This is a genomic window from Streptosporangium canum (genome assembly GCF_900113865.1).
In the GTDB taxonomy this organism is placed as follows: Bacteria; Actinomycetota; Actinomycetes; order Streptosporangiales; family Streptosporangiaceae; genus Streptosporangium; species Streptosporangium canum.
Genome location: NZ_FOQY01000074.1, coordinates 1 through 9,459, shown reverse-complemented (window position 1 = coordinate 9,459; position 9,459 = coordinate 1). Strand labels below are relative to the sequence as shown.

Sequence of the window (9,459 nt, the reverse complement as noted above, 5' to 3'; positions counted from 1 at the left end):
GCCGCAAGGCCATGCTGGGCGACATCGGCATCCTGACCGGCGCCCAGGTCATCAGCGAGGACCTCGGCCTCAAGCTGGAGTCCACCACGCTGGACCAGCTCGGCCGCGCCCGCCAGGTCATCGTCACCAAGGACGAGACCACCATCGTCGACGGTGGCGGCGACGCCGAGCAGATCGCCGGCCGGGTCAACCAGATCCGCGCCGAGATCGACAACACCGACTCCGACTACGACCGCGAGAAGCTCCAGGAGCGTCTCGCCAAGCTGGCTGGCGGCGTGGCCGTCATCAAGGCCGGCGCGGCGACCGAGGTCGAGCTCAAGGAGCGCAAGCACCGCATCGAGGACGCCGTTCGCAACGCGAAGGCGGCCGTCGAGGAGGGCATCGTCCCCGGCGGTGGCGTGGCCCTGCTGCAGGCCGGCGCCAAGGCGTTCGACAAGCTGGAGCTGTCCAGCGACGAGGCCACCGGTGCCGCGATCGTGCGCAAGGCTCTTGAGGAGCCGCTGAAGCAGATCGCCGTCAACGCCGGCCTTGAGGGCGGCGTCGTGGTGGAGAAGGTGCGCAACCTCACCCCGGGTGAGGGCCTGAACGCCGCCACCGGCGAGTACGTCAACATGTTCGAGTCGGGCATCATCGACCCGGCCAAGGTGACGCGTTCGGCTCTGCAGAACGCGGCGTCCATCGCGGCGCTGTTCCTCACCACCGAGGCCGTCATCGCCGAGAAGCCCGAGAAGGCCGGAGCCGCTCCCGCCGGCATGCCCGGCGGGGACCTGGACTTCTAGCCCATTCTTTCTCGCATGTCCCACCCGCACGCACACACCCGGAGGCCCCTGATGCGTGCCTACGGTGTCACTTACGACACCGGCTTCCTGTCTGCCGGAACCACCACCCACGAGCCCTTCGACCCGGACGCGGTGCGCCGCGAAATGCAGATCATCCGAGATGAGCTGCACTGCGACGCGGTCCGTATCACCGGAGGAGACCCGGACCGTCTTGAGACCGCCGCACACCACGCCGCCCGGGCGGGCCTGGAGGTCTGGTATTCGCCGTTCACCAACGGCCTCACCCAAGACGAGCTGATGACGTTCATCGTCGACAGTGCCGAACGGGCCGAACGCCTACGCCAGGAAGGGACTCCCGTCGTATTCCTCACCGGCTCCGAGATCAGCCTGTTCACCAGTGGATTTCTGCCCGGTGACAGCCTGAAGGAGCGGCTTGGGGTGATGGCCGAGCCCGCACGGCTGCGCGCCGTACTCCCCGAAGTGCCCGCCCGCGTCAATGCCTTCCTCACCCGAGCCGCCGCGGCGGTGCGTGAACGCTTCGGCGGTCCGATCAGCTACGCCTCCCTGCCCTTCGAAGGTGTGGACTGGGCCCCGTTCGACATGATCGCCACCGACGCCGGATATCGCGACGCGACCACCGCGCACGGTTTCCGCGAGAGTCTGCGCGCGCAGGTCGCGCAGAGCAAGCCGTTCGCCGTCACCGAGTTCGGCTGCACCACCCACCGTGGAGCCGCCGAACTGGGCGCACGCGGCGACTCCATCATCGAATGGGACGAACGCGCCCGCCCCCGCCTGACCACAATCGTCATGCGGGACGAAGAGGAACAGGCCGAATACGTGCGCGAGCTCCTCGACATCTACGACGAGGAGGGCACGGACACGGCGTTCGTCAACACGTTCGCCCGCCGCGACCTGCCGACGGCCTCCGATCCCGGACGGGACTTCGACACCGCCGGCTTCGGCATCGTCAAGATCCTGGAGCACGGCCGCACAGGGACGACCTACCCGGGGCTGCCGTGGGAACCCAAAGCCGCCTTCCACGCCCTGGCCGAATACGGACGCGCCAGGACGGCCGAGACCGAGAAGAGGACGATGACGTGGCGCTGCCAACCGCGAAGCTAGGAAGGACCGGACTGCAGGCGAGCCGCCTCGGCTACGGGGCGATGGAGATGCGCGGGCCACAGGCGTGGGGCAGACCGATAGGCGACGATGAGGCCCGCACGGTGTTGAACACGGTCCTCGACTTGGGAGTGAACCTCATCGACACCTCGCCGGACTACGGCGACGCCGAGGAGCACATCGGCCGCTGGATCTCCCACCGGCGCGACGAGTTTCTCCTCGCCGGCAAGTGTGGCTGCCCACTCGCCGCGGACGGTGACCCGCGGACGGTTCCGCCGCACGTCTACACGAGGGCGAACGTCCGCGCGTGCGCCGAGCAGAGCCTGCGCCGGATGCGCACCGACCACCTTGACATCCTGATGGTGCACATGAGCCCGAGCGTCGCCGTGATGCAGGCCGAGGACACCATCGCCGAGATGCTGGCCCTTCAGGACGAAGGCGCGATCCGCTTCACCGGCATGTCGGGGAATCTGCCCCACCTTCCGGAGCACATCGCGATCGGGGCGTTCGACGTTTTCCTCCTGCCCTACTCGGCGCTCGACCGCTCCCACGAGGAACTCATCAGCGCCGCCGCGGCAGCCGGCGCGGGGACGATCGCGCACGGCTCGATCGCCCGCCCGCTCATGGCTCCGCCCGAGGCCATGCCGGAGCCGGCGCGCCGGCCGCTCGCCGACCGCCACGCGCGACTGGCCGCCGCCAACCTGGACGATCTGGCAGACGGCGCCTCGACGATGGAACTCCTGCTCCGCTTCATCCTCACTCACCAAGATCTGCACTCGCTGATCGTCGGCTCGGCCCAAGTAGCGCACGTGCGGGCCAACGTCGCAGCCGCCCAGAAGGGCCCGCTCCCGATGGACGTGTACGACGCCCTGCGGGACCGCCTCAGCATGTACGAGTTTCGGGTCGGTACAAGGCCGTAAGCGCGCCGCCGGCCCGCGATCTGCTTCGCCGACGTGCGGGAAACAGATCGCGGGCCGGCCACGACCGGCGGTCAGGGATTCAGCGTGAGATCCGGGCGGCTACACCGTCCTGCTCCCGCCCTGAGCGGCGGGAAGGACGACAAAAGTGAAGTTCGTGGTCGTGGTGCGGTTGAGGCGGACATCGGACTTGACCCGGCGTTCGGTTTCGCTCCGGCTGATGCCGAGGCCGTGGGCGATCAGCCGCTCCGGGCGGATGGGCACGAGGTCAAGGAACTCGACCTCCACCCGGATCGGCCAGCTCGGGTCCGCCTGCGGATGCGGTGGTGACGTATGCAGCCGCCATGCGTCCTTCCAGTCGAGGCTGAACCGGTTGCGCCGGGCGATCAACGGGTCCAGGAGCGTCTGGGTGACGAGCGCCGGATCGTTGGTTTCGAACGCGTGGAGCTGGACGGGATCGATGGAGCGGACCGGGACTCGTTCGCGTACGGTGATCTTCGAGGTCTGATCGCAGGAGACGCAGCGGACGAGAAGCCACACGTCGAGAAGCTTGCCGTTGGCGTTCACCCGGAACTTGCCCTCCGCGACGGTGGCCACCGCCGAGCGGCACTCCAGGCAGTGGAAGTGCAGCAGGGGCAGGCGAGTCCGCCGTACGGTCCAGGACAGCACGGAATGATCTCTATGAGGTTGTGAAGACATGATCTCTCTCGGACCTGACAAAGGCCGTGATCACACGGCCTGAAACGCTGAAGAGCCGGGGTGTTCCGGCAGAGCCGCCAGTTGCGGCACGCAGGAACGGGACAGCCCGGTAGTACCGACGGAGTCGGTGACGAAGCGCTGTGGAAAGGTGTCAGGCGGAGAGAGCGGGCGGGGTCACGCGGATGTCCTCACGACGGATTCGACGAGCCGATCGCAAGCTATGTGATCACTTGTTGAGCCGCAACCGATTTATTCACCCGATGGCAGGCCGGCGATCGGCGACAACCGGGCAGAGGGAACCGCGGAGCGGCCAGGCGGAGACCGCCGCCGTGCTCTCGAGCGAAAGGCTGTGCTCTTGCCATCATGTGCGGCCCGGCGCGCCATGCCTTGCCTGGACGCGCCGGCGCGTGACAGGCGAGGACGACCTGCCATGGACGGAGAAGTTGAGCTGTACGCCGCACGGGCCCGACCGAATCCCGGTCGGGGCCGTGCGGCGGTCGCCGACGGCTTGGGTGCGGAAGGTGGTCGCGACACCTGATCCCAAAGGGTGTCGCCGTCCACGGAGGTCGCCGTGGAGGGGCGATTGGGGTGCCGCATCCGGCTGGGCACCGGCCAGGTACTGGGTTCGGACGTGGTCGAGCACGGCCCGGTTGACGACGTCCTGGCCGTCGTTGGCGTCAATCGACGGGCTGGACAGGGTGAGATCGGTTTGCGGTGAGATGGCCAGCGCCGCCGCGGGCAGGGCGTCACCGGCCTGCTTGAGCACGAGCAACGCAGACAGCACCAATGTCGCCCCGGCAGACGGGTTGATCACCACAATCCACACCGGTCGCAACCAGGTACATCGACACGCGAGCCCTGGAGGCTGTGCTCGCCGAGGAAGGGGGCTCGGTGGTAATCGCCGAAAAGGCAACGGAAATGCTGGCCGGAGCCTCGGCGAAGGGCCTTTCGGTGCGAATCTCGGAAGGGCCCCTGACCTGTGTATCCGTTGGAAATTTCGCCGATACCACTGGACCCCCTTCATAACTGGAGTTCTTCGCCGAGCACGGTGCCGCTCGGGCGGCAGCGATCCGCTGTTCGTAGATGATCGGTGGTAACCCGCCAGCGCTGCCGCGGCGACGGTGGGTGTTGTGGAAACCGGCGATCCAGGCCGCGGTCGTCTACCTGAACACCAGGATGGTCCAGATCGTCCTCGCCGAGCCGATGTGGTGGAAAAGCTCACCGATGCCGACCGGCGCGGTCTGTCGGCCCTCTTCTGGAGCCACCTGAACCTGTACGGGCGCTTCGAGCTCGACATGAGCAAACAGCTCGGCCTCGGGCCGGGCCCGAGGCCGAGGTTCAACAGCCAGATGATCCGCTCTGCGTGACGAACGACTGAGGGCGGGTTGCCCGGGATGCGATTCCTCCGGGCAACCCGCCCTGAGTGCTGTGGGACAGCTTCGGAAGCTCCGGGCCGTATCCGACGTCAGGTGCCGAAGGCCGTAGCGTTCTCCCGCACCCACTGCGCGAAGGTCCGGGCCGGCCTACCGGTGACCTTCTCCACGGTGGGCAGCACGGTGTAGCCGGCCTGCGGCGGGTTGGTCCGCATGGTCAGGAAGAACTCGATGTCCTCGTCGGAGTAGCCGGTCTGGCGCCACTGCACGACGATCTCGTCCTTGGTGAGTTCGATGTAGCGCACATCGCGACCGAGGACGTCGCTGATCGTGCGTACCTTCTCCGGCGGGGTCAGCGCCTCCGGCCCGGTGAGCCAGTACTCCTGGCCGGCGTGGCCGTCGGTGGTGAGCGCGGTCGCGGCGACCGAGGCGATCAGGTTGCCGGCGACTACCTCGGCGCCCGCGGGAAGGTCAGCCTTCGCCGGGTTGCGGGTGAGGGCACGGACACGGTGCCCGGCCGCCAGCAGCTGTTCAACGAGGGGGCGGCCAACATTGCCGGTGGCACCGGCTACAAGGATGGTCATTGAGATTCCTTTCGTCGTGGCACAGACGCTAGAAGCACTCGCGGTCAGCTCCTGTCCGCGATCAACGCGACAATCGTCGTATGTTGGAAACCTCCGCTCGGCTGCTCCGTCTGCTGGCATTGCTGCAGGCCCATCGGGACTGGTCGGGAACAGCACTGGCCGAGCGTCTCGGGGTGAGCCCACGGACCGTACGTCGCGATGTCGGCAAGCTGCGGCTCCTGGGTTATCCGATCGATGCGATCAGCGGCGTCGGCGGCGGCTACCAACTGGGCCCCGGCGGCTCGATGCCCCCGCTGCTGCTCGACAACGAAGAGGCGGTCGCGGTGGCGGTCGGGCTGCGAACGGCGGCCGGCGGTGCGGTCACGGGCATCGCCGAGACCTCCGTACGGGCATTGGCCAAGCTGGACCAGGTCCTGCCCTCGCGGCTGCGCTACCAGGTGAACACGCTCAGCTCGGCACTGGTGACCATGCCGATGCCTGGCCCCACGGTCGACCCGTCGAAGCTGACCGCGATCGCCTCGGCGGTGCGTGACCACGGACGGCTGCGATTCGACTATGTCTCGAGCAACGGCTCGGAGACCGTGCGGGACGTGGAGCCCTACCGGCTGGTCACCAGCGGACGGCGGTGGTACCTCTTCGGCTGGGACACCGTGAGGTCGGACTGGCGGACGTTCCGAGTCGACAGACTGTCCATCCGCAGCCCCCTCGGGCCCCGGTTCACCCCGAGGCCGCTCCCCAGCGAGGACCTGGCCGGCTACCTCGCCATGGACATGACCACGGACCGCCACCGCTACCAGGCCGTGCTCACCATGCACGGCTCGGCCGGGGCGGTGGCCGACGAGGTTCCGACCACCCTCGGTACGGTGGAACCCCTTGACGAGAACACCTGCATCCTGCGCATCGGCTCGGACAGCCTCGACCATCTCGCGGTATGGGTGGCCGCATTCGGCTTCGAGTTCGACGTCCACGAGCCATCCGAGTTGGTGGAGCACCTCCGGACGCTGACCGCCCGCCTCCAGCGGGCCGCGTGGCCGTAGGCGGGTTCCCAGCCTGATCGTGAGATCCGCACCGGCCGGACGGCTGTCGACCGGGATCGGCGGTTGACGGGCTACTGACTCATCGCCTTCCGGTATCGGCGGATCGCAAGCGGGACGAAGATCACGAGAATCAGCGTCACCCACAGGAACGACGATCGGTTCGGATACCGTAACGGCCACACCTCCGGTACGGCCCGGGGGATGTCGCCGACCAGCCGCCGGCACGCCTCGACCACCGAATACCGGCGACCAGCGGGTCCATCATCCACCGGCACGATCACATGGTTGTGCTCCTCGTTGACCGTGATGGCGCCTTGGGTGATTCCCGGAGCAACGTGCGTGCCGTGACATCCGGGTCGTGCTCGACGACGAGTTCAGCAAAGAAGTGGTCCGCGTCGCCGGTCGCCGGGACGGTCATGGAATCTTCTTGCGTCATGACAGCCGACGCCAGGAGTGTTCGCGGTCAGCATCTGTCCGCGATCGGTGCCAGGGTCGTTCGACGGACGGCATCCCTACCATGCGCCACGGGTGCCGTGACACCGTCGAAAGCGCCTGGAAGACACCAGAGCGCTCGCCTGCCGCTGCCTGCTCTCCCAGGTCTGGCCGGATGGCGACCCACCGACTCTCATGGGGACGTTATGACAATCCTTACCCGCCGAAGCCTCAACCGGGCGACGTTGGAACGGCAATTGCTCCTGCGCCGGGCGGACATGCCCGCGCTCAACGTGATCGAGCGCCTCGTCGGCCTGCAGGCACAGGACCCCGACCCGCCGTACATCGGGCTGTGGACCCGGATCGAGGCCTTCCGCCTCGATGATCTGACCCGGCTGCTGTACCAACGGAAAGTGGTGCGCGCGACGCTGTTCCGGGGAACCCAGCACCTGGTCACCGCTGAGGACTACCTGTGGCTTCGGTCGCTGTTGCAGCCGATGCTGGATCGCTGGCAGAAGGGGGCGTTCGGCAGGTTCACCGCTGGACTGGACCTCACCGAGCTGGCCGCCGCGGTACGGACGGCCCTCGGTCAGGACACACTGACCAGACCCGAGCTCGGCAGGGCGCTGACTGAACGGTGGCCCGGACGCGACCCCGTCGCCCTGGCCCGGTCGGCGCAGGGGCTGTTGCCGGTGGTGCACCCGCCGCCCGATGGCACCTGGGGGCGGCGAGGCACGACTCCCTTCACGCTCGCCGACCGGTGGCTCGGCCGGCCGCTGGTCGACGCCCCCTCAGCACACGGACTGATTCTGCGCTACCTCGCATCCTTCGGTCCGGCAACGGTAAAGGACATCCAGGCATGGAGCGGAATAACCCGGCTGCGCGAAGTGGTCGAACCGCTCCGGCCGCAGCTGCGTGTCTTCCGGAACGAGGCCGGAGGGGAGCTGTTCGACCTCCCGGAAGCGCCACGGCCCGACCCGGACGTGCCGGCGCCCGTCCGTTTCCTGGCCGCGCTCGACAACGTGGTGCTCGGCCACGCCGATCGGAGCCGGATGATGACCGACGGACAGCGCAGGCACACCATCGTCGAGGCGGCGATGACCGTGGACGGCTTCGTACACGGGCTCTGGAGCATCAAGCGGCACAAAAGCACGGCGACGTTGGTCGTCAGGCTCTTCGATCCCCTGCCCAGGGGTGACGAGGCCGCCGTGATCGAGGAAGGTTCCCGCCTCCTGCGCTTCGCGGCGGCGGAAGCCGACAACCATGACATCCGGTTCACCCCTGTCGACGACACCCTCTAGGCCCGTGGAAGATCTTCAGTGATCTTCAGTGATCTTCCACGGGCCTAGGCTCGCGGAACGCGTCGGCGACTTTTCCCCAGCCGTGTTCGACGCCGTGCTCGGCATCGTCACCACCGTCACCGCTCATGGAGGTGTTGGCGTGGCCGGCGTGTGCGTCGGCGCCCAGCACGCCCTTGTTCGAGGGCGGCACGTGGTTCACGTGAGCCGCGGTGAATCCGCAGTAGACATCCGACCTGTGGGGGAGCGCGGGATGGGGCAGGTGCTGGTCAGTAGCACGGGTGTGATGCGCAGGCGGTGAAGCGTCCGGCTTTGCGGCTTCGGTGACCGAGCTGCCCTCGTCCGGGTGCCACCGGAATACGGGCAGTGGAGACGCGATCGCCACACAGGCGAATAGCCACAGCGGTGGCGGCCGGCTCGCGGTCACGCGTCCCAGGTGACCGGGAGGCTCTTGACCCCGTAGATGTCGGCGGTCTCCGGGCGCAGGGCGACCTGTTCGGCCGGTACGGCCAGGCGCAGTGTGGGGAAGCGGTTGACCAGCGCGGGGAGCGCGACCCGCAGTTCGACGCGGGCCAGCTGCTGGCCCAGGCACTGGTGGATGCCGTGGCCGAAGGCCAGGTGCCCGCCGTCCTGCCGGCGCAGGTCGAGCGCGTGGGGGTCGGTGAAGCGCTCGGGGTCGCGGTTGGCGGTGGCGTAGGACAGGATGACCGTCGTGCCGGCCTCGATGGTGTGGCCGTCCAGCTCGACGTCCTCCAGCGCGACCCTCATGAACTGCTTGGCGACGCTCAGATACCGCAGCAGCTCCTCCACCGCCCGGTCGGTGAGCGCGGGGTCGGCGCGCAGCGCGGCCAGCTGCGCCGGGTTGTGCAGCAGGGCGAAGGTGCCCAGGGCCAGCATGTTGGCGGTGGTGTCGAACCCGGCCGACAGCAGGATCAGGGCCATGCCCTTGAGTTCCTCGTCGGTCAGGTCGCTGTCGAGCAGGTCGCTGAGCAGGTCGTCGGTGGGGTTGGCGCGCTTGGCGGCCACCAGCTCCGCGAGGTAGTCCTGGGTCGCGGTGTAGGCGGCGAACAGTTCCTCGTCGCCGGCCTCCCCGCCGAGGAAGGTGTCGATGTGCTCCTGGAAGGAGTCGCGGTCCTCGTACGGCACGCCCAGCAGCTCGCAGATGACGATGGAGGGGATGGGCTTGGCGAACGCGGTCACCAGGTCGGCCGTCGGGCCGGC

At 68.2% G+C, this 9,459-nt stretch carries 12 protein-coding genes; 6 read left to right on the top strand and 6 right to left on the bottom strand.

Going from position 1 to position 9,459, the window contains the following annotated elements; all coding sequences use genetic code 11:
• The 3 genes from groEL to BM085_RS42290 all read left to right on the top strand — a co-directional run.
• On the top strand, nt 1–779 hold a 779-nt coding region (gene groEL, locus BM085_RS42300), incomplete at its 5' end, for a chaperonin GroEL (protein WP_143121342.1).
• Between the two features lie 51 nt (nt 780–830).
• The gene (locus BM085_RS42295; protein WP_093892351.1) at nt 831–1,901 is read left to right on the top strand and encodes a glycoside hydrolase family 113 protein; all 1,071 of its coding nucleotides are present in this window, start codon (nt 831–833) and stop codon (nt 1,899–1,901) included.
• A complete protein-coding gene (locus tag BM085_RS42290; protein ID WP_093892350.1) occupies nt 1,877–2,818 on the top strand; it encodes an aldo/keto reductase in 942 nt (313 codons plus the stop codon). Before BM085_RS42295 ends, BM085_RS42290 begins: the two co-directional genes overlap by 25 nt.
• A gap of 99 nt (nt 2,819–2,917) precedes the next feature.
• Here BM085_RS42290 and BM085_RS42285 read toward each other — a convergent pair whose 3' ends face one another.
• Nucleotides 2,918–3,484, bottom strand: a complete 567-nt coding sequence (locus BM085_RS42285) for a DUF1062 domain-containing protein (protein WP_245790018.1) — start codon at nt 3,482–3,484, stop codon at nt 2,918–2,920.
• A gap of 391 nt (nt 3,485–3,875) precedes the next feature.
• The gene (locus tag BM085_RS42280; RefSeq protein WP_245790017.1) at nt 3,876–4,331 is read right to left on the bottom strand and encodes an alpha/beta hydrolase fold domain-containing protein; all 456 of its coding nucleotides are present in this window, start codon (nt 4,329–4,331) and stop codon (nt 3,876–3,878) included.
• A 313-nt stretch (nt 4,332–4,644) separates the two neighbouring features.
• Between BM085_RS42280 and BM085_RS44080 the strand changes: the two genes are divergently transcribed.
• Nucleotides 4,645–4,881, top strand: a complete 237-nt coding sequence (locus tag BM085_RS44080; protein ID WP_143121341.1) for a hypothetical protein — start codon at nt 4,645–4,647, stop codon at nt 4,879–4,881.
• Between the two features lie 98 nt (nt 4,882–4,979).
• Here BM085_RS44080 and BM085_RS42275 read toward each other — a convergent pair whose 3' ends face one another.
• Complete coding sequence (locus BM085_RS42275) at nt 4,980–5,471, bottom strand: NmrA family NAD(P)-binding protein (protein ID WP_093892347.1); 492 nt, start codon at nt 5,469–5,471, stop codon at nt 4,980–4,982.
• 80 nt (nt 5,472–5,551) lie between these two features.
• On the opposite strand from BM085_RS42275, the gene BM085_RS42270 reads away from it, so the two are divergent.
• A complete protein-coding gene (locus BM085_RS42270) occupies nt 5,552–6,508 on the top strand; it encodes a helix-turn-helix transcriptional regulator (protein WP_093892346.1) in 957 nt (318 codons plus the stop codon).
• Between the two features lie 71 nt (nt 6,509–6,579).
• Here BM085_RS42270 and BM085_RS44075 read toward each other — a convergent pair whose 3' ends face one another.
• Nucleotides 6,580–6,789, bottom strand: coding sequence for a hypothetical protein (locus tag BM085_RS44075; protein ID WP_143121340.1), 210 nt, complete (start codon nt 6,787–6,789; stop codon nt 6,580–6,582).
• Nucleotides 6,790–7,146: 357 nt separating this feature from the next.
• On the opposite strand from BM085_RS44075, the gene BM085_RS42265 reads away from it, so the two are divergent.
• The gene (locus BM085_RS42265) at nt 7,147–8,241 is read left to right on the top strand and encodes a winged helix DNA-binding domain-containing protein (protein WP_093892345.1); all 1,095 of its coding nucleotides are present in this window, start codon (nt 7,147–7,149) and stop codon (nt 8,239–8,241) included.
• A gap of 25 nt (nt 8,242–8,266) precedes the next feature.
• Here the strand turns inward: BM085_RS42265 and BM085_RS45120 are convergent, their stop codons facing one another.
• Nucleotides 8,267–8,440 carry a hypothetical protein gene (locus BM085_RS45120; RefSeq protein WP_177245560.1) on the bottom strand — a complete coding sequence of 58 codons (174 nt, stop codon included), beginning with the start codon at nt 8,438–8,440 and terminating at the stop codon, nt 8,267–8,269.
• Nucleotides 8,441–8,661: 221 nt separating this feature from the next.
• On the bottom strand, nt 8,662–9,459 hold a 798-nt coding region (locus BM085_RS42255), incomplete at its 5' end, for a cytochrome P450 (protein ID WP_093892343.1).